We start from the raw sequence: 20,287 nt of genomic DNA, 5'->3' as shown, positions 1-20,287 counted from the left end.
CGGCTCAACGCTGTTTTTTTGCCCGAAGTTAAGGCTGACAGGGCATCGCGCTCTAGCCTTTCAGTTTGCTTCGCGAGTCAAAAATTTTGAGGTGGTCTGCAACAGTCGATCGGATAACCGTTGCAACTGTGCCGTTGCGGTCGCCGTTTCTTCTACCAGCGCCGCATTCTGCTGCGTGTCGGTATCCATTTGCGCCACGGCAATACCGATCTGTTTCACACCGGTGCTTTGCTCATGACTTCCCGTGCTGATCTCAGCCACCAGGTCGTTGACGCGATGAATCTCTTTAATGACCGCCTTCATGGTTTCGCCTGCCACGCTGACATTGGTCACGCCGGTTTCGACACGTGAATGACTTTCTGTAATCAGCGTTTTAATTTCCTGGGCTGCCACGGCGCTGCGCTGCGCCAGGTTTCTGACTTCGCCCGCGACCACAGCAAACCCCCGACCTTCATCCCCGGCACGTGCCGCTTCCACCGCCGCGTTAAGCGCCAGAATATTGGTTTGAAAAGCAATGCTGTCAATGACGCTGATGATTTCGCCGATTTTGCTACTGCTGTCCTGAATGGCGCGCATCGTCTGCTCAACGTCAGACACTGACTGACCGCCGCTGGCCACCTTCTGAAAGGCGTTGCTGACCACGTCGTTCGCGATCCTGGCGTTGTCTGCATTGCTTTGTACGGCTGAGGACAGCTGCTCCATCGAAGCACTGGTTTCTTCCAGCGCTGAAGCCTGTGATTCCGTTCGTTGTGACAGATCGCGGGTACCCTGGGCGATTTCCGTCGAGGATTTGGCTACCTGTTCCGCCGCTTCCTGGACCTCACTGATCAGGTCGCGGATGTGCTGGCGCATCACGGATAACTGGTAAATCAGGCTGGAGGTATCCCCGGCTTTAATGGCGTTGTGCTCATAAAGATGACCGTCGGCGATCAGGCCCGCCACTCTGACGGCAACGTCAGGCTCGGCACCCAGCTGCTTCATAACGGAAAAAAATATCAGCGTGCCCAGTGCGCCACCGGCGATAAAGGTCAGGCTAATTAACAGAATCAACATCAAGGAGGTTCGGTCAATATGGGAAACGTTGTCGTCAATGATCTGGCTGACGGACGCATTGTAGATCTTTACGGCTTCTAACAGGGGATCCCGGACCGCGACATGTAAACGATCTGTCGTCGTTGCGATTTCCTTTAGCGCTCCTGCCACATTGTTTTCGTTGGCAAGGGCGTAGACGCGTTGCATGGACGCCAGGTAGTCAGGCCAGGCCTGCAACACTTTCTGCGTGATAGCAACCAGCGCCGGATCCTGAGATTGCTTAAGAAAATCAATCGCATTTTGCACAGCTTGCTGAGACTTCTGGTTAAATTTAGAGGTGGTTTGGCGTGATTCAACGGGCGTGGCGGAGCTAACCGGAAAGACGTAAGCATAGGAACGGCGAAAATGCGTGGCCATCTCCCGGGCGGCAACGTTCATTATCTGCACTGGCTCCAGCCGGGAAGCGAAGAGCTGCTGTTCTGACGCAGCCAGCGACCGAAGTGAGTGAAGAGAGATCACAGCGATAACAACCATGGCGAGAAGGAAAAAAGCGATGAGAAAAATCAGGCGATGTGACAATTTGACACGTTGTAAAATGCTCATATTCAACATCCTGTTTAATCGTTGATGTAATCGTTTTCTTGACTGTCAGGCGTCGCGCATCACAGAAAGCAGGTTAACCCGATACGCTGTTGATAGTTTCGGCAGGTAGTATTGGTGGTTTATTGATCAATTGTTGCAACTTTTGTCCAGGTATCTCCTGTAGAAACAAATGGAGCGGGAGTTCCCGTCGGACAGCCCTGCGAGCGCGCGTGTCAGGTCTGGCCGCAGGCAACATAAAGGGGGCGACGAGTGCAAAGGGGGCAGAGACAGGAAAGGCGGTTTTTCGCATACGGGCGCTGTTAAATGCGTTAAACGCCGCCGGTCATAACAAGAAAAAGTCGCCTGAGGTTGAAAGAAAACGAATTTCTCCCGCATACTGAGGTATTACCTCAGGCTCAAGGAATTGCTTTATGGCTGAAGAAACTATTTTCAGTAAAATTCTCCGTCGGGAGATCCCCGCCGACGTGGTGTATCAGGACGAACTGGTAACCGCTTTTCGCGATATTTCACCCCAGGCACCAACGCATATTTTGATAATCCCCAATATCCTGATCCCAACCGCCAATGACGTCGAGGCGGCGCACGAGCAGGCGCTGGGTCGGATGTTCACCGCCGCCGCAAAGATTGCGCGGGAAGAAGGCATTGACGAAGACGGCTATCGCCTGATTGTTAACTGCAATAAACATGGCGGTCAGGAAGTTTATCATATCCATATGCATCTGGTGGGCGGCAAGCCGCTTGGCCCGATGCTGTCACACTGATCCCTGAAGGGAACCTAGCTATGCGTTCATGGTTGATATGTCTGCCCGTGGCGTTGCTGAGCCTTACTGGTTGCAGCAGCGACAAACCGATGATTAATACATCGCAGTCACTGGTCATGGAGTCGTCTGTCCTCTCGGCGGGTATTATTACCGACGAGCCAACGCTGGATGACCATGACGGCCAGAAACGTGCCAGCAGCATACTTTACAATCAGCGTGAAACGCCGGTGGTTGTGCACTATCGTTACTACTGGTACGACGACAAAGGGCTTGAAATAACGCCGCGTGAACCGGCTCAGGTTGTCACGGTTCCCCCCAACGGAAGCGTCGCTGCGGTGTCGCAACTGGGTAATCTGACGGCCAGCAAGGTTCGTCTCTATATCTATCTCTGAGGACTGTTACGTGATTCGCAGTGTTAACCGTACTGGCGCGCTAATGATGGCGCTTATTCTTTCTGGCTGCGTGATGAAACAGCAGCAGCCAGCACCGGTCGAACCGACTCAGCCTGTGGAGCCGGTTCAGCCTGTTCCTCAGCCAGAGCAACCGATCCCCCAGCCTCAACCTGTTCCGCAACCGCCTAAGCTGGTGACGATTAACTGGGATGCCAGCGTGGAACCCTTGGTCGCACAAATGGTGCGCGCCGCCACGGTGACGCCGGGAAGCGTGTTGCTGGTCGATCGCATTAAAAACAGCACTAACGGCGCACTACAGGGTGAAAAGGCGACCAGTGCTATTCAGAACGCGTTGAATAACAACGGTAAGTTCACTCTGGTGTCGTCAGAACAGCTGGCGCAGGCGAAACAAACACTTGGTCTTTCGCCAGACGACAGCCTGAACTCGCGCAGCAAGGCGATTGGCCTGGCGCGTAATCTCAACGCGCAGTACGTGCTCTACAGCACGGCCAAAGGCGATGTAAAATCACCGACCTTACAAATGCAGCTGATGCTGGTGCAGACGGGTGAAATTATCTGGTCTGGAAACGGTGTCGCCCAAAATTAATGCGGCGCTTCTGCAACTGATCAAGGCAACAACGGGCGGGCATCGGGTAACGGTAACACCGTTGGCAGGATTAACCGGGCAGAGCTGTCAGATCGTCACACAAAACGAACGGCTTCTCCTCCGCCCGGCGCCACAGTCAGCGATACCTTTCGTCAATCGCCAGCGCGAAGGGCGCGTGCTGCGTAAATTGCGGCTGAGCGGCCTGGTGCAGCGCCCGCTGGCGGGTAACCGGCACGGCATTATCCTGCCCTGGCAGGACGGTGAGGTGATGAGCGATGCCGGATTCCGTGCTGCACGGCCTCAGGTACTTGCCTTATTGCAACGGCTACACCAGCAGCCGCTCACCGGTTACCGTTTATCCCTTTTGCCCCTGCTCTGGCAATACTGGCAGCGCTGCCAGCAGCGACAGCACCGCTGGTTGCAGCAGCTGCAACGACTAACCAGACAGGGCGAGCCGCGGCCGTTACGCCTTGCGCCGCTGCATATGGACGTGCATCCCGCTAATCTGATTCAGTCTGAACAGGGGCTGCACCTTATTGACTGGGAATATGCCGCAGACGGCGACGTGGCGCTTGAGCTGGCGGCCGTCTGTTTATCCGATCCCACTCAGCAAGAGCAGTGGCTACGTGACTATGCCGCGCTCATGCAGATCCCGCTGACATCATTGCAACACCAGGTTTCGCGCTGGCAGCCCTGGCTGCATCTGTTAGTCGCCAGTTGGTATCAACTGCGCGCCGAACAGAGCGGCGATGCGCATTTACAACAGCTGGCTCAACGGAGCTGGCAGCAGATTTAACGGCTTTGTGCCGAGAAACAGGATTCAGGCTATGACAACAGGTTTTCCCGGCCCCTTGATGCTGGACGTCGAAGGTTTCGAACTGGATGCGGAAGAGCGTGAGATACTGCGCCATCCGCTGGTGGGTGGATTAATCCTTTTTGCCCGCAACTATCATGACCCCGCTCAACTGGCCGAGCTGGTGCGTCAGATTCGTGCCGCCTCGCCTACGCGCCTGGTGGTGGCGGTGGATCAGGAGGGCGGGCGAGTACAGCGTTTTCGTGATGGCTTTACGAATTTGCCCGCTATGCAGTCTTTTGCCGCGCTCAACGATATGACAACGGCAGGCGAGCTGGCGCAGCAGGCTGGCTGGCAGATGGCGGCCGAAATGATCGCGCTGGATATTGATATCAGCTTTGCGCCGGTGCTGGATATCGGCCATATCAGTGCGGCCATTGGCGATCGTGCGTTCCATGAGGATCCTGCGATTGCCCTGGCGATGGCGCGGCGTTTTATTGCCGGCATGCATGAGGCCGGAATGAAAACCACCGGTAAGCATTTCCCCGGTCACGGCGCGGTCAGTGCAGATTCCCACAAAGAGACACCGCGTGATGGCCGCAGCGAAGCCGAACTGCGCGAGCATGATATGGCGATATTCCGCACGCTGATCGGCGAGCAGGCGCTCGACGCTATTATGCCCGCACACGTGATCTATACGGAGGCCGATCCGCTCCCCGCCAGCGGTTCGCCTTACTGGCTGAAAACGGTGTTGCGCCAGGAGCTGGGTTTCAAGGGCGTGATTTTCTCGGACGATCTTTCAATGGAAGGCGCGGCGGTGATGGGCAGCTATGCCGAGCGTGCGCAACAGTCTCTGTCTGCCGGATGCGACATGATTCTGGTCTGTAACGACCGTCAGGGCGCGGTAAGCGTGATCGATAATTTGACCGTGATCGAGGCAGAGCCGGTGGTGCAGTTGTACCATCGGGGAACCTTTAGCCGGGACAGCCTGAAGGCCAGTCGCCGCTGGAAACAGAATGCGCAGCAGTTAAGCGCGCTGCAGGAACGCTGGCTGGCGCATAAAGCGACGTGGTAATCACGGGTTGCCCGGTGTGATGATCTTCAAGGATAAACATGATTATTTATCTTCACGGTTTCGATTCATCCAGTCCGGGCAACCACGAAAAAGTGCTGCAACTGCAGTTTATCGATCCTGACGTCAGGCTCATCAGCTACAGCACGCGCCATCCCAAACATGACATGCAGTTTCTGCTCAAAGAAACCGATAAAATGCTCAGTCTGAGCGACGATCCGCATCCGCTGATCTGCGGCGTAGGGCTGGGCGGGTACTGGTCAGAACGTATTGGTTTCTTGTGCGCGATCCGCCAGGCGATTTTCAATCCCAACCTGTTTCCGTACGAAAATATGGAAGGCAAGATAGATCGACCTGAAGAGTACCTGGACATTGCCACCAAGTGCGTCAGCGATTTTCGCGAACGTAACCGCGGCCGCTGCCTGACCCTTTTATCCCGCCACGATGAGATTCTCGACAGCCAGCGCAGCGCCGCACTGCTGGATCCCTACTACCCGATCGTTTGGGACGAAAGCGAAAGCCACAAGTTCCGCAATCTTTCCCCCCATCTTCACCGACTGAAAGCCTTTAAAACGGCAGATTGACGCAACCGGGCGCCCATGCGGTGCCCGATTGTGTTGTCGGCGTTGCCAGGAACTGTCTGCTAAATTTGATGTACATCAATTTTCTGAGGCCCATCGCTTCCCGCCATGCTATTCTGCCCCCAGATAGCGAAATTATGTCGCCAACCCTATGTTTATTAAGGTTTAATTTAACCATTGATTAACTTTTGGTTCACAATTTGAGGGGGTTTTTGTTGACTACATCTGTTAAGAAAATTGTCATCGTGGGCGGTGGCGCCGGTGGGCTGGAGATGGCAACGCAGTTAGGCCATAAGCTGGGTCGCAAGAAGAAAGCCGAGATTATCCTGGTTGACCGCAACCACAGCCATCTGTGGAAGCCGTTGCTGCATGAAGTGGCCACCGGCTCCATGGATGAAGGCATTGACGCCCTCAGCTATCTGGCGCATGCCCGCAACCACGGTTTTCAGTTCCAACTGGGCTCGTTGACGAACATCAACCGTGAGAAAAAAGTCATCCAACTGGCTGAAGTCGTGAATTCGCAGGGGGAGGTATTGGTTCCCGAGCGCGAGCTGGCTTATGACACGCTGGTCATGGCGCTGGGCAGTACCTCAAACGATTTCGGCACGCCAGGCGTTAAAGATCACTGTATTTTCCTCGACAATCCGCAGCAGGCGCGTCGTTTCCATAATGAAATGCTGAATCTGTTCCTGAAATTCTCTGCCAGCGAAGGGGCGGTGGAGAAGGTGAACATTGCTATCGTCGGCGGCGGTGCAACGGGTGTTGAGCTATCGGCAGAACTGCACAATGCAGTTAAGCAGCTACACAGCTACGGGTATAAAGCACTGGGCAGCGAGGCACTCAACGTCACGCTGGTGGAGGCGGGCGAACGTATTCTGCCTGCGCTACCACCACGTATCTCCTCTGCGGCCCATCAGGAGCTCAGCAAGCTTGGCGTACGCGTTCTGACACAAACGATGGTGACCAGCGCAGACAAGCTGGGCCTGCATACCAAAAGTGGCGAGTTTATTGAAGCCGACTTAATGGTCTGGGCGGCAGGGATTAAAGCGCCTGACTTTATGAAAGCGATCGGCGGGCTGGAAACCAATCGCATCAACCAACTGGTGGTGAAAGAGACACTCCAGACCACGCTGGATGACGACATCTATGCCATCGGTGATTGCGCGTCCTGCGCCTTACCCGGCGGTGGATTTGTGCCCCCGCGCGCACAGTCCGCACACCAGATGGCATCCTGTGCGCTGGATAACATCCTGTTGCAATACCAGGTCAAGCCGCTTAAAGCCTATGTTTATAAAGACCACGGTTCACTGGTTTCTCTGTCACGCTTCAGCACCGTAGGAAGCCTGATGGGCAATCTGATGCGCGGATCGATGATGATAGAAGGGCGCATTGCCCGATTTGTCTATATATCACTGTATCGTATGCATCAGGTCGCGTTGCACGGTTATGTTAAGACCGGGCTAATGATGATCGTGGGCAGTCTCAACCGGGTCATCCGCCCCCGTCTGAAGCTTCACTAATCGCATCATCTGATTTTGTTTTAACCCGCTGATTTCATTGCTAACTTGTCTGTTATGCCGTGAAGTCAGCGCGGTATCCGGCCCCCTCATCGTCGCTCAGAACTCTCCGAAAACGTGGCACTAACGCGTCAGGCACGCTTTTCTTCCCATTGTCTGATATTGCAAAAGCTTTACATCTGTAAAACTTATCTCAACCAAACGGCGAGTCGCGCACGTCGGTTCTGCCAGAGCTGTAAGGGATTTCCCAGCGGCAGGAATGCGCGGTAACACTTTCAGGAGGAACTTCCTGTGAATAAATCAATGTTAGCGGGTATCGGTATTGGCGTGGCAGCGGCACTGGGTGTAGCCGCCGTAGCAAGCATTAACGTGTTTGATCGCGGTCCACAATATGCACAGGTGCTGTCAGCAACCCCAATTAAAGAATCGATTAAACAACCGCGTCAGGAGTGTCGTAACGTGACGCTGACGCACCGTCGTCCGGTTCAGGATGAAAACCGTATCGCCGGTTCAGTACTGGGTGCGGTAGCCGGTGGTGTTCTCGGCCACCAGTTTGGCGGCGGTCGTGGACGCGACGTCGCAACGGTAGCGGGTGCGCTGGCGGGCGGTTATGCGGGCAACCAGGTTCAGGGCGGTATGCAGGATCGCGATACCTACACCACCTCTGAACAGCGTTGTAAGACCGTGTACGACAAGCAGGAAAAAATGCTGGGTTATGACGTCACCTATAAGATCGGCGACCAGCAGGGTAAAATCCGCATGGAAAACGATCCCGGTACCCGTATCCCGGTTGACCGTAACGGACAGTTAATCCTGAACGGCGATAAAGCATAAGATCCAGGGCAAAGCTTGCCGCATTGCGGTCACACAGCACACCATGAAACACGAAAGCGCATCTCCGGATGCGCTTTTTTTATGGGTCACCATGAAGGCTTTACTAACCTGCGTGACCCGATGAAGCCGCCGGGCGAGCCGAACACAGCGATAAGCCTTATTGTGCTGAGCGGTAAAGCGGTGCGCGCCAGACAACATCGCCCTCAGACCGGGTCAGTCGGTAAGGTCGCCACCTTCACCAGCCATCGCCGCACAGCGCCTTCATCCTCAGAAGACAGATCGGCAAGCAGACCCGCTTCGGCCGCCTTAACGGCCGCTTTGCTCCGGGTCAGAACCTGCTGTCCTTCATCCGTCAGGCCAATAATCTGAATTCGACCATGCTCCTCGTGAGGGCGACGGTGGATCAGGCTTGCCCGCTCAAGGTTGCTGACAATCACGCTCATGGTTTGTGGCGTCAGCAAGGAGAGCCGGGCCAGTTCGGCACCCGATGCACCAGGGTAGGCTGCCAGCATCGTCAGCACGGAAAACTGGGGCAGAGTCAGGCCCGTGGCTTTCAGGGCATGTTCCATCCGCATCTTATGAACGGCATGCGCCTGACGAAGCAGATAGCCAATGTGGCCTTTTGTGCCGCGCATGCCTTCTCCAGGGCCGGGCAGCGACAGATTGTGCGATCCTGACTTGCGCATAATGTAAGAACTCTTATATTGTTGTTCGTGTTCTTATATTAACAGGCAGGATTGATTATGGCATCGTATTCTCACCACCGAAGCGACTGGTCCACATTTGAACAGGCTGCGCCCGAGGTCGTTGCAGCGCTGGGCATGCTGGGCAAGGCGGTTGACCACGCAGGCCTGGATAAAACACTGACCGAACTGATCAAACTCCGGGCATCGCAGTTGAATGGCTGCGCATTTTGCCTTCAGTTTCATCTTAATGTGGCGCGTAAAGCCGGGCTGGCTTCAGCGAAAATCGATTTAGTCGCGACCTGGCGCGACGCGGGCATTTATTCCGGGCGTGAAGCGGCCGCTCTGGCATGGACGGAGGCGCTTACGCTGATGGCACAGCAGCCGATTCCGGATGCGCTATATGATGAGGTCAGTACCCTGTTTACGTCGCAGGAGATGATTTTCCTGACCTCGGCAATTGGGGCGATCAACGCCTGGAACCGAATTGCAGGTGCGCTGCAGTTTGCTCCGCCGCTACCCAGATAAGTACAGGGCACGCCGTTCCGGATAAGCCTGTTTGCTCACGAGGCCGTCGGAAGGCAGGCATAAAAAAAGCCGCCCTGAGCGGGGCGGCTTCGCTTGATGCTGGTGGTGAGCGGGTTAAGAGGCGACCCGGTTTTCCATGAGCTGCGCCATAAACGACTGCACCCATTCCATACGCACCTTCCTTTCCGCCAGTTCACGGGTAAAGCGCAGGCGCGTCGGGCCTTCAAGCTTCCACTGCTTCGCATCTTTTTGCAGCAGGCCGATTAGCCAGGCAGGATCCACACTGTTTTGCGGCGCGAAATCAAAATAGCCACCTTTATCGCTGGCTTCGATTTTACGCACGCCAAGTGCTCTGGCCTTCATCCGCAACAGGGCAATGTCCAGCAGGTTACGGGCCGGATCGGGTAGCAGACCGAAGCGGTCGATCATTTCTACCTTCAGCTCCTGCAACTCGTCTTCTGCTTCGGCACTGGCGATGCGTTTATACAGCGACAGGCGCGTATTCACGTCCGGAATAAACGCCTCAGGCAGCAGGGCGGGCATACGTAACTCGACTTCAGTTTGATTGCTGGTGAGATCTTCGAGGGAAGGTTCCCGACCGGCTTTCAGGGCATCGACCGCATTTTCCAGCAGTTCCATGTAGAGTGAAAAGCCCAGCGTTTCCATCTGACCACTTTGTTCTTCACCCAGCAGTTCGCCCGCGCCACGAATCTCCAGATCGTGCGTCGCCAGGGCAAAGCCTGCGCCCAGATCTTCCAGCGAGGCGATAGCTTCCAGGCGTTTTTGCGCGTCGGTCGTCATGGCTTTCGGGTGTGGCGTCAGCAGCCAGGCATAAGCCTGGTGGTGCGATCGGCCTACGCGTCCGCGCAGCTGGTGCAGCTGCGCCAGCCCGAAGTGGTCGGCGCGCTCAATAATAATGGTATTGGCCGTTGGGATATCAATGCCGGTTTCAATAATGGTGGTGCAGACCAGAACGTTGAAACGCTGATGATGGAAGTCATTCATCACCCGCTCAAGGTCGCGCTCGCGCATTTGCCCGTGGCCGATGGCGACGCGCGCCTCTGGCACCAGTTCCGTCAGGCGCTGAGCGGCTTTCTCAATGTTCTCAACATCGTTGTACAGGTAATAAACCTGACCCCCACGCAGGATTTCGCGCAGAATCGCTTCGCGGATCACCAGATCGTCAAATTCCCGAACAAAGGTTTTTACCGCGAGTCGACGCGCTGGTGGCGTGGCGATGATGGAGAGATCGCGCATTCCGCTCATGGCCATATTCAGGGTGCGGGGGATCGGCGTAGCGGTCAGCGTCAGAATATCGACATCGGCACGCATCGCTTTGATGCGCTCTTTATGACGCACGCCAAACCGGTGCTCTTCATCCACAATCAGCAAGCCCAGATCGTGCCATTTGATATCGCTCATTAACAGCTTATGCGTACCAATCAGAATGTCGATTTTGCCTTCGCTGGCTTCCTGCAGTATCTGGTTTTGCTCCCTGGCGCTGCGGAAGCGGGACAGCATTTCGATGCGCACGGGCCAGTTAGCGAAACGATCGCGGAAGTTATCATAGTGCTGCTGTGCCAGCAGCGTGGTCGGCACCAGCACCGCCACCTGCTTATTGTTTTCCACCGCCAGGAAGGCGGCACGCATCGCCACTTCTGTTTTACCGAAGCCCACATCGCCACAGACCAGACGATCCATCGCCAGCGGCTGACACATATCGCTTAACACGGCATTGATAGCCTGAGCCTGATCGGGCGTGGTTTCAAACGGGAAACTTTCGCAGAAGAGCTGATACTGCTCGCGGTCGTGTTTAAAGGCATAGCCGCTTTTTGCCGCGCGCTGCGCATAGATATCCAGCAGCTCGGCGGCGACGTCGCGCACTTTCTCGGCCGCTTTCTGACGGGCGCGTGACCAGGCATCGCTGCCCAGCTTGTGCAGCGGCGCGTTTTCATCGGCGCCACCCGCATAGCGGCTGATCAGATGAAGCGAGGAAACCGGCACGTACAGCTTGGCATCGTTGGCATAAGAGAGCATCAGATACTCGGCCTGAATGCCGCCGGCTTCAAGCGTGGTCAGGCCGATATAGCGGCCCACACCATGTTCAAGATGCACGACCGGCTGCCCCGGATGCAATTCCGCCAGGTTGCGGATGAGAATGTCCGGATTAATGGTACGGCGCGTATCCTGGCGGCGACGGCTGATGCGCTCGCCCAGCAGATCGCTTTCACAGATCAGCGCGCGATGGCCTTGCGTATCCACAAAGCCACGCTCGCTGGCGCCGATCATTAGCGCATGCTCTCCGGCGCTGACTTCGCGCAGATGATGAATAGCCTTAGGGCGAATTTTAATGCGCGCCAGCAGCTCTTGCAGGCTTTCACGGCGGCCTTCGCTCTCCACGGAGAACACGACGCCGCCGCTGAACTGCTCCAGAAACTGACGCAGGTTATCCAGCGGGGCTTTCGCCTGGGCCTGAACCGATAAGTCCGGCAGAGATTCATAACCCAGGTTGGTGTTGGCCGCTTTGGCCGGCAAAACGTCATGGGTCATACGGATGCGCGGCCAGGCTTTCAGCTCGCTCATCAACGCATCCGGCCTCAGCCACAGCGTGGCGGGCTCAAGCAGCGGACGCATCGGGTCAACACGGCGATTTTCGTAGCGCGCGTTGGCATCATTCCAGAATCGGTCTGCGCCGCCTTCCAGATCGCCGCAGTTAACAATCAGCGTATTATCAGGCAGATAGCTGAACAGCGAGGGTAACGGCTGTTCAAAGAACAAGGGTTGCCAGTATTCAATACCGGCGGGCAGGGTGCCTTTGCTCACCTGCTGATAAACATGCTCGGCTTCACGGCGAACATCAAAAATTTCACGCCAGCGGCTGCGGAAGAGCTCTATAGCGGCTTTATCGCTGGGAAACTCGTGGGCCGGCAGCAGATTGATGGCGGGAACGGCTTCCAGCGTGCGCTGGCTGTCGACGTCAAACAGGCGCAGGCTGTCGATCTCGTCATCAAAAAAATCAATACGGTAAGGTTGCTCGCTGCCCATCGGGAACAGGTCGAGCAGCGCGCCGCGGGTCGCGTATTCCCCGTGCTCCATCACCTGGTCCACATGGCGGTAGCCCGCCTGTTCAAGCTGATCGCGCAGGCGATCGCGTGACAGTTTCTGACCCTGCTGCATCACCAGCGCATGGCCGTGCAGGAAGCTGTGCGGGCAAACGCGCTGCATCAGCGTGTTGACCGGCATAATCAGCATGCCGCGCTGCAAGGTAGGCAGTTGATACAGGGTGGAAAGACGGGCCGAAATAATGTCCTGATGCGGTGAGAAACTGTCATAAGGCAGCGTCTCCCAGTCTGCGAGATGCGTGACAGGCAAATCGGTAAACTGACGAATCTCGTCCAGCAGTCGCAGGGCGGTTTGCGTATCGGGTGTAATCATTAACACCGGACCAGCATGACGCTCGGTAATGCTGGCACACTCAACCGCGTGCGCAGCGCCAGTCAGCTGGCCGAGCTGGCGTTGATCGCCAGATTTCACGGGCAGGGTATAGCGAGTCGGTTCGGACATGTGATCTCGAGGTTGCTCCATTTTTACCAGGGCGTAATCATTCCATAATACGCCATGGGGATCACCTCTGCGGTAAATTTTTCTACCGCTTCGCCTTTAGGCAGGCGTGGCTGAAGGGTTGCTGTGTGTAAATCTTTTTTGCGAACAAGGTCCGCAGGAAAGTCAAACGGGTACATCAGCGCGACGTTCATTGCCGTCATCACTTTAGGATACGGAGTATATCGGCTTTCGCGCTGAATAATCGTACGATTAACCCCCTCTTTGTAGCCTAATCCTGTGCATCGAACACTTTCCTAACCTATTCTGATACAACTTTGCAGCAGACTCAGAGGGTTAGTGGTTTCATAAAGTGGGCCGCTCCTTTATCATCCTCTCTACTTATTTTCCAGCAACTGCACATTGGATTCCATGTATCAACCTGTCGCGCTATTTATCGGTCTGCGCTACATGCGCGGAAGAGCCGCAGACCGTTTCGGTCGTTTTGTCTCCTGGCTCTCCACCATTGGTATCACGCTTGGCGTGCTGGCAATGATTACTGTGCTGTCTGTGATGAATGGTTTCGAGCGAGAGCTTGAGGGCAACATCCTGGGCCTGATGCCGCAGGCGCTGGTCACCAGCGACAAAGGCAGCATCAATCCTCAACAATTCCCGGCATCCGCTCTTAAGCTGAACGGCGTTAACCGCATTGCGCCGTTAACCACCGCGAACGTCGTGCTGCAAAGCCCACACAGCGTTTCGGTTGGGGTGATGTTAGGCATTCAGCCGGATGAAAAAGACCCGCTTACGCCCTACCTCGTTAATACCCAGCAGACTGTGCTGCAGCCGGGACAGTACAACGTTATCCTGGGTGAACAACTGGCCTCGCAACTCGGCGTCAAACGCGGAGATACGCTGCGATTAATGGTGCCGTCGGTGAGCCAGTTCACCCCGATGGGCCGCGTACCGAGCCAGCGCCTGTTTACCGTCGCCGGAACCTATGCGGCTAACAGCGAGGTGGACGGCTACCAGATCCTGGTCAATCAACAGGATGCCTCACGGATAATGCGCTATCCGGCAGGGAATATCACCGGCTGGCGTCTGTGGCTGGATAAACCGCTGCAGGTAGATACCATCACTCAGCAACGCTTACCGGCGGGAATGGTATGGAAGGACTGGCGCGAGCGTAAAGGGGATCTGTTCCAGGCCGTGCGCATGGAAAAGAACATGATGGGGCTGCTGCTGAGCCTGATTATTGCCGTCGCTGCCTTTAATATCATCACCTCGCTGGGCCTGTTGATCATGGAGAAGCAGGGCGAAGTGGCTATTCTGCAAACCCAAGGATTAACCCGCCGTCAGATTGTCGCCGTCTTTATGGTACAGGGCGCCAGTGCCGGCATCATCGGCACGCTGCTCGGTGCACTGCTGGGCGTGCTGTTAGCCAGCCAGCTTAACAACCTGATGCCGGTTATCGGCCTGTTCCTGGATGGCGCGGCGCTGCCCGTCGATATTAATATGTGGCAGGTGGTGACTATCGCCTTCAGCGCAATGATTATTGCTCTGCTTTCCACGCTTTACCCTTCATGGCGCGCTGCCGCCGTACAACCCGCTGAGGCTTTACGCTATGAGTAACTCTCCTTTGTTGCAGTGCCGTGACCTGTGCAAACGCTATCAGGAAGGCAGCGTCCAGACCGACGTACTGCGCAATGTGACCTTTGATGTGCAACCTGGTGAACTGATGGCGATTGTTGGCAGTTCGGGTTCAGGTAAAAGTACCCTGTTGCACCTGCTGGGCGGGCTGGATGCACCCACCTCGGGAGAAGTGGTGTTTGACGGCCGTTCGCTAAACGGGATGTCATCCTCTGCTAAAGCGGAGTTACGTAATCGTGAGCTCGGCTTTATCTATCAGTTTCACCATCTGCTGCCTGATTTCACCGCGCTGGAAAATGTCGCCATGCCGTTACTGATCGGCAAAGTGGCTAAAGGCGAAGCGCAGACCCGTGCGCGCGAAATGCTGGCGGCGGTCGGGCTGGAACACCGTGCGGCGCATCGTCCCTCGGAACTCTCTGGCGGTGAACGTCAACGTGTGGCTATCGCCCGTGCGCTGGTTAACCGCCCGCGCCTGGTCATGGCCGATGAGCCAACGGGTAACCTGGATGCGCGCAACGCCGACGCGATTTTCGAACTGTTGGGTGAACTGAATGTGCGTCAGGGCACCGCGTTTCTGGTGGTGACACACGACCTGCATCTGGCGAAGCGCATGTCGCGGCAGATGGAGATGCGTGACGGCCAGTTAAGCGATCGCATCGTTCTTGCGGGAGCGGTCTGATGGGATCGTCGTTATCGCTGCTGTTGGGGCTGCGTTTTAGTCGCGGCCGCCGTCGGGGGGGAATGGTTTCGCTAATCTCCGTTATTTCCACGATCGGTATCGCCCTGGGCGTGGCGGTATTAATCATTGGCCTCAGCGCAATGAACGGATTTGAACGTGAGCTGAACAAGCGCATTCTGGCCGTGGTGCCGCACGGGGAGATTGAAGCGGTTAATCCGCCGTTTCAGCACTGGCAGTCCATGATTGCGCCGATTGAGCAGGTACCGGGTATCGCCGCTGCGGCTCCCTATATCAATTTTACCGGACTGATTGAAAGCGGCACAAAGATGGAAGCGCTGCAGGTTAAAGGCGTGGATCCGGCGCAGGAACCGCGTTTAAGCGCGCTGCCGCAGTTTGTCACAGACAACGCCTGGGCAAGCTTTGCGCCGGGTAAAAGTCAGATCATCCTCGGCGGCGGCATTGCTCAGGCGCTGAACGTGAAGCAGGGCGACTGGATCACCATCATGATCCCTAACAATGATGGCGAAAATAAGCTACTGCAACCTAAACGCATTCGTTTGCAGGTGAGCGGCATTCTTCAGTTGAGCGGCATGCTGGATCACAGCCTGGCGCTGGTGCCGCTTGCGGATGCGCAGCAATATCTGGATATGGGCGACAACGTCACCGGTATCGCGCTGAAAATGAACGATCCGTTCCAGGCGGCCAAACTGGTGCGGGCGGCCGGAGAAGTCACGCACGCTTACGTCTATATCAAAAGCTGGATCGGCACCTACGGCTATATGTACCGCGATATTCAAATGATCCGCGCCATCATGTATCTGGCGATGGTGCTGGTTATTGGCGTGGCCTGTTTCAACATCGTTTCCACGCTGGTGATGGCCGTGAAAGACAAGAGCAGTGATATTGCGGTACTGCGCACGCTGGGGGCGAAAGACGGGCTGATCCGCGCCATCTTTATCTGGTATGGCCTGCTGGCGGGCTTACTGGGCAGCGTCAGCGGCGTAGTGGTTGGGGTGCTGGTGGCGCTCAACCTCACTTCGCTGATGAAAGGGCTGGAATCCCTGACCGGTCACCATTTATTAGCGGGCGATATCTATTTCATTGACTTCCTGCCGTCTGAATTACACTGGCTGGACGTGTTTTCGGTATTGATTACCGCTATTGTGCTAAGCCTGCTGGCAAGTTGGTATCCGGCGCGGCGCGCCAGTCGTATCGATCCGGCTCGCGTGCTGAGCGGCCAGTAATCAGCTCAGGCACCCGCGCCTGACAGCAGGATGATGTAAACCTTAAACCGACCACCGGGCCTCATCGCCCGCTTTATATTGAACCGCGGTAGCTGCCTTTCGCTACCGCACCAGGAGACTTTATGCGTACACCTCGTCGCCGTTTACGACTTGCCCGCCTGAAGAAAACGCGCAGAAAAGTGCATCAGCGCTTTCGCCAGCGTATTTTCGAACGCGATCGTCAGGCCGAACTGGCGGCGCACCCGTTGCCGAGAATCGTTGTCTTAACGGGTGCGGGGATATCCGCAGAATCGGGAATTAACACCTTTCGTGCCGCTGACGGATTATGGGAAGAGCACCGGGTAGAAGATGTCGCGACGCCAGAAGGTTTCAGACGTGACCCGGCGCTGGTTCAGCGTTTTTATAACGCCCGTCGCCAGCAGCTACAGCAGCCGGAGATCCAGCCCAACGCGGCACATCTTGCCCTGGCGGAGCTGGAACAGGTATTGGGCGATAACTTTCTGTTGGTCACGCAGAATATCGATAATTTGCATGAACGCGCGGGCAACAGCCGCGTGCTGCACATGCACGGCGAGCTGTTAAAAGTGCGCTGCGCCAACAGCGGCCAGGTTATCGACTGGCATGAAGATGTCACGGCAGAAGATCGCTGTACCTGCTGTCAGTTCCCCTCGGTGCTGCGTCCGCACGTCGTCTGGTTCGGCGAAATGCCGCTCGGCATGGAAGAGATCTACCAGGCGCTGGAGCAGGCGAATCTGTTTATCGCCATTGGCACCTCGGGCCATGTTTATCCGGCCGCCGGATTCGTCCATGAGGCAAAACTGCAGGGGGCGCATACGGTAGAGCTGAACCTTGAACCGAGCCAGGTCGGTAACGAGTTTGCCGAAAGCCACTATGGACTGGCCAGCGAGGTGGTGCCTGCTTTTGTGCATAAGCTGCTGCACGCGCTACACAAATAACGCCTTGTGCCACCGGATGAATCGCGGGCTACTCGCCCGCTGTTCATCCAGACACGTTTCCAGCGTCCTTCTGTCCTCCTTCGTTTCAGCGCGATCGCCGTACCCATTTTTTCCGCCCGGTTACCCTTGCGTGTCACCTGTCCGCAGGCTGCCAGCGGCCCCACGCAGACCCGCACAGCGGTCAAAAACAGGCCCAGCTTTAACGCTGCGGGCGACGGCCGTGAAAAGCGTGCGAAAATCGCCGCAAAAAACAGCAGTTGCATGCTTTTTAATGCAATCCGCCATTCTTAATTTGCCGCACAGGGACTAACCTGAAGGATAATGATTTGACGCAACGCGACCGCTTGCTCGTCTGTTAATAATAACGGGCGGCAAATTTTAAGGATGGCATATGAAGCAATTACTCGAACGCTTTTTGCGTTATGTGGCAGTGGAAACTCAGGCAAAACCTCAGGCACGTCAGGTGCCAAGCAGTGAAGGGCAGTGGATTCTGGCCCGCCAGCTGCAGGAAGAGCTGCTGGCGTTGGGCTTTGTTGATGTCAGCCTCAGCGATCACTGCTGTGTGATGGGCACGTTACCGGCAAATGTTGACTGGCCAACGCCGGTTATTGGCTTTATTTCTCATATGGATACCTCGCCGGATTTTACTGCGAAAAATGTCAATCCGCAGATCATCGAAAACTACCGGGGCGGAGATATTGCGCTGGGAAATGGGGATGAAGTGCTGTCACCGGTGATGTTTCCGGTGCTCCATAAGCTGACGGGGCACACGCTGATCACCACCGATGGAAAAACCCTGCTGGGTGCCGATGACAAAGCCGGTATAGCAGAAATCATGACGGCGATGGCGCGGCTGGCAGAGGGCGATATTCCGCACGGCGCGATTCGCGTTGCCTTCACCCCGGATGAAGAGATTGGCCGCGGCACATCGCATTTCGATGTTGAAGGTTTTGCGGCCGACTGGGCTTATACCGTTGACGGTAGCGATGTGGGCGAATTCGAATACGAAAACTTCAATGCGGCTTCGGCGCTGGTGAAGGTGGTGGGTAACAACGTTCACCCTGGCTCCGCGAAAAACGTGATGGTGAATGCGCTGGAACTGGCCACCCGCTTTAACGCCGCGCTGCCTGCCGGAGAGAAACCAGAGTGCACTGACGGCTATGAAGGCTTCTTCCATCTTCACCAGATGAAGGGCACGGTTGAAAATGCGGAGATGCACTACATCATCCGTGATTTCGATACGGCAGCCTTTGAACAGCGGAAAAATACGCTGCTGCAGGTGGCGGCGGAGATCAACAAGGGATTGCATCCGGACTGCTCTGTTACCGTGGAGATCAGCAACAGCTATCGCAACATGCGTGAGAAAGTCGAACCTTTCCCGCACATTATCGACCTGGCGCTGCAGGCGATGCGTGACTGCGGCATCGAGCCGGTGGTGAAACCAATTCGCGGCGGCACGGACGGTTCGTCGCTGTCATGGAAAGGGCTACCTTGTCCTAACCTGTTTACCGGTGGCTATAACTATCACGGCAAACATGAATTTGCGTCGCTGAATATTATGGCGCAATCGGTTGAGGTTATCGTCCGTCTGGCGGCGCTGGCGGGGCAGAGAAAAGCCTGAATATAAAAGGCCGCGTTGCCCGACAGGGCAACGCGGCCGTTAAAACCGTGGCAACGGCAAGGCGTTATTCCGCGCTAAAGTACCAGTAACCGGCGTTGACCAGCCCGGCAATCTGCGCCAGTACCGCGGGATCGTCCAGCGCATCACCCAAATCCTCAAGCGCGATTTCGTGATTGTGCGCCAGCACAGCCATGACCGCCGGGTGCGCGCATTCAACGCGTTCGCCGTTGATATAGACGGCATTGCCCAGCGTCAGGACGCGTAAGCCGCCAAGGCGCGACAGCACATCGCCCTGCTGCAGCGCATCGTAGATTTCATCGGGCTGATAAGGCGGCTCCGGCGGCGCAACATCGAGTTCATGTCGGGACTGCGAAATAAACTCACCCAGCCACTGTTCAAAATGCGCTGGCTGATTCACCACATCCAGCATCACCTTGCGCAAGCCTTCGACCTCCTGCGGCAGGATCAGCGACGGGCAGTCACGCGCGGGCACGTCCGGATCGCTGTAACGCAGGCTACCCAGCTCATTCGCCAGCGCGTAATCGGCAAAGCCGCTAATCAGCTCACGCCCGCTGGGCGCGCGGAAGCCCACAGAGTAGTTCAGAGCATTTTCCAGCGAGTATCCTTCGTGCGGAAATCCGGGTGGAATATACAGAATATCGCCCGGCTCCATCTCTTCATCAATGATGGCATCGAAAGGTTCGACCTGAAGCAGGTCAGGATGAGGACAATGCTGTTTCAGCGGTACTTTTTCCCCGACGCGCCAGCGACGACGGCCGGTGCCCTGAATGATAAACACATCATACTGGTCAAAGTGCGGGCCAACGCCTCCGCCGGGTACGGAAAAGGAGATCATCAGGTCATCTAAGCGCCAGTCCGGCAGAAAGCGGAAAGGGCGCATCAGCGCGGCGGAAGGTTCATGCCAGTGGTTCACCGCCTGCACCAGCAGTGACCAGTTGTTCTCACCCAGGTGATCATAACTTTCAAACGGACCGTGGCTGACCTGCCACTTTTCGTTTTGCTGGCTGACCAGACGGCTGTCGACCTCATTTTCCATAGCTAATCCCGCCAGTTCATCAGGCGAGATGGGATCGATAAAGTTCTTGAAGCCACGCTTCAGCACCACCGGGCGCTTTTGCCAGTAACGCTGAATAAAATCGGGCCAGTTGAGATCGAGCTGATAATCCATAGAGA

At 56.1% G+C, this 20,287-nt stretch carries 19 protein-coding genes; 14 read left to right on the top strand and 5 right to left on the bottom strand.

All coding sequences use genetic code 11. The features are described 5' to 3' along the window. Positions 1 to 60: 60 nt before the first annotated feature. A complete protein-coding gene (locus AAIE03_RS10270) occupies positions 61 to 1,635 on the bottom strand; it encodes a methyl-accepting chemotaxis protein (protein ID WP_029569865.1) in 1,575 nt (524 codons plus the stop codon). 410 nt (positions 1,636 to 2,045) lie between these two features. On the opposite strand from AAIE03_RS10270, the gene hinT reads away from it, so the two are divergent. The 8 genes from hinT to AAIE03_RS10230 all read left to right on the top strand — a co-directional run bounded on the left by hinT (position 2,046) and on the right by AAIE03_RS10230 (position 8,192). Further along, the gene (gene hinT, locus AAIE03_RS10265) at positions 2,046 to 2,396 is read left to right on the top strand and encodes a purine nucleoside phosphoramidase (protein WP_013025376.1); all 351 of its coding nucleotides are present in this window, start codon (positions 2,046 to 2,048) and stop codon (positions 2,394 to 2,396) included. Positions 2,397 to 2,416: 20 nt separating this feature from the next. After that, entirely contained in the window at positions 2,417 to 2,788 is a 372-nt protein-coding gene (locus AAIE03_RS10260; protein WP_013025377.1) for a YcfL family putative periplasmic lipoprotein, read from the top strand. A 10-nt stretch (positions 2,789 to 2,798) separates the two neighbouring features. Next, positions 2,799 to 3,395 carry a penicillin-binding protein activator LpoB gene (gene lpoB, locus AAIE03_RS10255; protein ID WP_013025378.1) on the top strand — a complete coding sequence of 199 codons (597 nt, stop codon included), beginning with the start codon at positions 2,799 to 2,801 and terminating at the stop codon, positions 3,393 to 3,395. Further along, on the top strand, positions 3,355 to 4,191 hold the full coding sequence (gene thiK, locus AAIE03_RS10250) for a thiamine kinase (protein ID WP_498562991.1): 837 nt from the start codon (positions 3,355 to 3,357) through the stop codon (positions 4,189 to 4,191). Before lpoB ends, thiK begins: the two co-directional genes overlap by 41 nt. Positions 4,192 to 4,222: 31 nt before the next feature. Continuing rightward, positions 4,223 to 5,263: a beta-N-acetylhexosaminidase gene (gene nagZ / locus AAIE03_RS10245; RefSeq protein WP_014593437.1), complete on the top strand. Its 1,041-nt coding sequence runs from the start codon at positions 4,223 to 4,225 to the stop codon at positions 5,261 to 5,263. A 38-nt stretch (positions 5,264 to 5,301) separates the two neighbouring features. After that, positions 5,302 to 5,844 (top strand): alpha/beta hydrolase YcfP, encoded by a 543-nt coding sequence (gene ycfP, locus AAIE03_RS10240; protein ID WP_019105703.1) that lies wholly within the window; start codon positions 5,302 to 5,304, stop codon positions 5,842 to 5,844. 212 nt (positions 5,845 to 6,056) lie between these two features. After that, positions 6,057 to 7,361, top strand: a complete 1,305-nt coding sequence (locus AAIE03_RS10235; protein WP_498562990.1) for an NAD(P)/FAD-dependent oxidoreductase — start codon at positions 6,057 to 6,059, stop codon at positions 7,359 to 7,361. A gap of 288 nt (positions 7,362 to 7,649) precedes the next feature. Further along, on the top strand, positions 7,650 to 8,192 hold the full coding sequence (locus AAIE03_RS10230) for a glycine zipper 2TM domain-containing protein (RefSeq protein ID WP_013025383.1): 543 nt from the start codon (positions 7,650 to 7,652) through the stop codon (positions 8,190 to 8,192). 203 nt (positions 8,193 to 8,395) lie between these two features. On the opposite strand, the gene AAIE03_RS10225 is transcribed toward AAIE03_RS10230, so the two are convergent. Next, positions 8,396 to 8,827 carry a MarR family winged helix-turn-helix transcriptional regulator gene (locus tag AAIE03_RS10225; protein WP_227008725.1) on the bottom strand — a complete coding sequence of 144 codons (432 nt, stop codon included), beginning with the start codon at positions 8,825 to 8,827 and terminating at the stop codon, positions 8,396 to 8,398. Between the two features lie 108 nt (positions 8,828 to 8,935). On the opposite strand from AAIE03_RS10225, the gene AAIE03_RS10220 reads away from it, so the two are divergent. Further along, complete coding sequence (locus tag AAIE03_RS10220) at positions 8,936 to 9,403, top strand: carboxymuconolactone decarboxylase family protein (protein WP_029568640.1); 468 nt, start codon at positions 8,936 to 8,938, stop codon at positions 9,401 to 9,403. 114 nt (positions 9,404 to 9,517) lie between these two features. Here the strand turns inward: AAIE03_RS10220 and mfd are convergent, their stop codons facing one another. Beyond that, on the bottom strand, positions 9,518 to 12,967 hold the full coding sequence (gene mfd, locus AAIE03_RS10215) for a transcription-repair coupling factor (RefSeq protein WP_019105701.1): 3,450 nt from the start codon (positions 12,965 to 12,967) through the stop codon (positions 9,518 to 9,520). 23 nt (positions 12,968 to 12,990) lie between these two features. Then, positions 12,991 to 13,158, bottom strand: a complete 168-nt coding sequence (locus AAIE03_RS10210; protein ID WP_162302054.1) for a hypothetical protein — start codon at positions 13,156 to 13,158, stop codon at positions 12,991 to 12,993. A gap of 217 nt (positions 13,159 to 13,375) precedes the next feature. Here AAIE03_RS10210 and lolC point away from each other — a divergent pair, with 217 nt between their 5' ends. From lolC to pepT, 5 genes are all read left to right on the top strand, one after another. Further along, entirely contained in the window at positions 13,376 to 14,575 is a 1,200-nt protein-coding gene (gene lolC / locus AAIE03_RS10205) for a lipoprotein-releasing ABC transporter permease subunit LolC (RefSeq protein WP_072136636.1), read from the top strand. Beyond that, on the top strand, positions 14,568 to 15,272 hold the full coding sequence (gene lolD, locus AAIE03_RS10200; protein ID WP_014606120.1) for a lipoprotein-releasing ABC transporter ATP-binding protein LolD: 705 nt from the start codon (positions 14,568 to 14,570) through the stop codon (positions 15,270 to 15,272). The genes lolC and lolD overlap by 8 nt, the downstream gene beginning before the upstream one ends. Beyond that, entirely contained in the window at positions 15,272 to 16,516 is a 1,245-nt protein-coding gene (lolE, locus tag AAIE03_RS10195; RefSeq protein ID WP_014606119.1) for a lipoprotein-releasing ABC transporter permease subunit LolE, read from the top strand. The genes lolD and lolE overlap by 1 nt, the downstream gene beginning before the upstream one ends. A 122-nt stretch (positions 16,517 to 16,638) precedes the next feature. After that, the gene (gene cobB, locus AAIE03_RS10190; RefSeq protein ID WP_014593445.1) at positions 16,639 to 17,472 is read left to right on the top strand and encodes a Sir2 family NAD+-dependent deacetylase; all 834 of its coding nucleotides are present in this window, start codon (positions 16,639 to 16,641) and stop codon (positions 17,470 to 17,472) included. A gap of 391 nt (positions 17,473 to 17,863) precedes the next feature. Next, positions 17,864 to 19,093 carry a peptidase T gene (pepT, locus tag AAIE03_RS10185; RefSeq protein ID WP_029568643.1) on the top strand — a complete coding sequence of 410 codons (1,230 nt, stop codon included), beginning with the start codon at positions 17,864 to 17,866 and terminating at the stop codon, positions 19,091 to 19,093. Between the two features lie 64 nt (positions 19,094 to 19,157). Here pepT and AAIE03_RS10180 read toward each other — a convergent pair whose 3' ends face one another. Continuing rightward, the gene (locus AAIE03_RS10180; protein ID WP_013025393.1) at positions 19,158 to 20,282 is read right to left on the bottom strand and encodes a ribosomal protein uL16 3-hydroxylase; all 1,125 of its coding nucleotides are present in this window, start codon (positions 20,280 to 20,282) and stop codon (positions 19,158 to 19,160) included. Between the last annotated feature and the right edge of the window lie 5 nt (positions 20,283 to 20,287).

This window comes from Pantoea sp. Ae19-2 (assembly GCF_059801205.1).
Note: the sequence above shows the minus strand (reverse complement) of the source record. Positions and strands in the feature narration are given on the sequence as shown.

Bases quoted from the DNA above. Each gene is read 5' to 3' on its own strand.
- AAIE03_RS10270 (WP_029569865.1), bottom strand. From the start codon at position 1,635: ATGAGCATTTTACAACGTGTCAAATTGTCACATCGCCTGATTTTTCTC.
- hinT (WP_013025376.1), top strand. From the start codon at position 2,046: ATGGCTGAAGAAACTATTTTCAGTAAAATTCTCCGTCGGGAGATCCCC.
- AAIE03_RS10260 (WP_013025377.1), top strand. From the start codon at position 2,417: ATGCGTTCATGGTTGATATGTCTGCCCGTGGCGTTGCTGAGCCTTACT.
- nagZ (WP_014593437.1), top strand. From the start codon at position 4,223: ATGACAACAGGTTTTCCCGGCCCCTTGATGCTGGACGTCGAAGGTTTC.
- ycfP (WP_019105703.1), top strand. From the start codon at position 5,302: ATGATTATTTATCTTCACGGTTTCGATTCATCCAGTCCGGGCAACCAC.
- AAIE03_RS10225 (WP_227008725.1), bottom strand. From the start codon at position 8,827: ATGCGCGGCACAAAAGGCCACATTGGCTATCTGCTTCGTCAGGCGCAT.
- AAIE03_RS10220 (WP_029568640.1), top strand. From the start codon at position 8,936: ATGGCATCGTATTCTCACCACCGAAGCGACTGGTCCACATTTGAACAG.
- mfd (WP_019105701.1), bottom strand. From the start codon at position 12,967: ATGTCCGAACCGACTCGCTATACCCTGCCCGTGAAATCTGGCGATCAA.
- AAIE03_RS10210 (WP_162302054.1), bottom strand. From the start codon at position 13,158: ATGAACGTCGCGCTGATGTACCCGTTTGACTTTCCTGCGGACCTTGTT.
- lolC (WP_072136636.1), top strand. From the start codon at position 13,376: ATGTATCAACCTGTCGCGCTATTTATCGGTCTGCGCTACATGCGCGGA.
- lolD (WP_014606120.1), top strand. From the start codon at position 14,568: ATGAGTAACTCTCCTTTGTTGCAGTGCCGTGACCTGTGCAAACGCTAT.
- lolE (WP_014606119.1), top strand. From the start codon at position 15,272: ATGGGATCGTCGTTATCGCTGCTGTTGGGGCTGCGTTTTAGTCGCGGC.
- cobB (WP_014593445.1), top strand. From the start codon at position 16,639: ATGCGTACACCTCGTCGCCGTTTACGACTTGCCCGCCTGAAGAAAACG.
- pepT (WP_029568643.1), top strand. From the start codon at position 17,864: ATGAAGCAATTACTCGAACGCTTTTTGCGTTATGTGGCAGTGGAAACT.
- AAIE03_RS10180 (WP_013025393.1), bottom strand. From the start codon at position 20,282: ATGGATTATCAGCTCGATCTCAACTGGCCCGATTTTATTCAGCGTTAC.